At 63.5% G+C, this 1446-nt stretch carries 2 protein-coding genes; both read right to left on the reverse strand.

What is annotated here, in order from left to right; translation table 11 throughout:
* A partial coding sequence (locus tag AC1D00_RS40870; protein WP_477014612.1) for a biopolymer transporter ExbD occupies nt 1-273 on the reverse strand: 273 nt, incomplete at its 3' end.
* Between the two features lie 43 nt (nt 274-316).
* Entirely contained in the window at nt 317-1033 is a 717-nt protein-coding gene (gene tolQ, locus AC1D00_RS40875) for a protein TolQ (RefSeq protein WP_018641591.1), read from the reverse strand.
* Between the last annotated feature and the right edge of the window lie 413 nt (nt 1034-1446).

A 1446-nucleotide genomic window follows, 5' to 3' on the forward strand; every position in this document is an offset into this window, starting at 1 on the left:
GATCGCGACCTCGGCGTCGTTGATGAAGACCTTGCCCTTGATGTCGACAGACATCTGAAGCGGCTTCTGGTCGTTGTTTTCGAGGCTCTTGGCCTGGGTCTGCGGCAGGTCGAGCGGCACACCGACCGTCAACATCGGCGCCGAGACCATGAAGATGATGAGCAGCACTAGCATCACGTCGACCATCGGCGTGACGTTGATCTCGGCCACGACGGGCTTGCGCCGACCACGGCGCCCGCCGCCTCCGGACGAACTGGCTACGTTCATCGCCATGATCGAATGCCCAAATTGCCCTTCACACTATACATGCCGTCCGTCAGCCCCGCTCGTCGATCTGACGTGACAGTATGGCTGAAAATTCATCGGCGAAGCCTTCGAGCCGCTGGGCCTGCCGGTTCACCTCGGATGTGAACTTATTGTAGAAAATAGTGGCAGGAATGGCCGCGATAAGGCCGACGGCGGTCGCAAACAGCGCCTCGGCGATACCGGGGGCGACCACCGCAAGGGAGGTATTTTTCGACGCCGCGATCGACTGGAAGCTCGACATGATGCCCCAGACCGTGCCGAACAGGCCGACGAAGGGACCGGCGGAGCCGACGGTGGCAAGCACCAGCAGCCGGCGCTCCAGGCGCTCGACCTCACGGGCGATCGAGACGTTCATCACCTTGTCGATGCGCATCTGAAGGCCCGCGACCGAGCGGGCGTGGCTCTCGAACGAGCGCTTCCACTCGCGCATCGCCGCGACGAAGCAGGCGGCCATGGAATGCGTCGGCTTGGCCGAGAGGGTGCGGTAGAGCTCCTCGATCGACTCGCCGGACCAGAAGGCCTGCTCGAAACGGTCCATCGAGCGGCGGGTACGGGCAAACAGGAAGATCTTGTCGATGGCGATCGCCCAGACCCAGACCGAGCAGGACAGAAGTCCCAGCATCACCGCTTTCACGATCCAGTGAGCCTGCCAGAACAGCGCAATCAGCGACACGTCCGCGGAAGCGGCAACCGGAAGGGCTGACTGAGCCACGTCGGCCGGATTCATAAGCAGTATCCTCTCAAGGCGATCGTTACCTGATGCTCCGCGGCAGCAAATGACCGCCGGTTCCCCAACTGCCGCGCTAGAACCGGCGCGGCCGGCAAGCCCGCTCAAAGCCTTGTCTTTCTGGGGTGCAGGGGGCTCGTCCAAAGCCGGCCGCCTGCTTTCCCTGCCAAGATGTCAAAACTATGGGCCTCGACGACGGCTATGGGCGCGATTGTCCGTTCTTACCAGAGCCCGGCGATAGTTAATGCGGGGTTACCGGAGCTGAATTTGGCTGCGGGAAAGGTAGGCGGTGCAGGCGGTTGGCGGCTTTGGGCGGTGCATGGCGGCCGACGGACCGGAGCGGATCCCACTGGCGGGCGGGTTCCCACCACCCTTGCCAGGGAAGGCCAGGGAGGGGTGCCGCACAGGGGGAC

It is taken from the genome of Bradyrhizobium sp. P2_E8, from assembly GCF_056403875.1.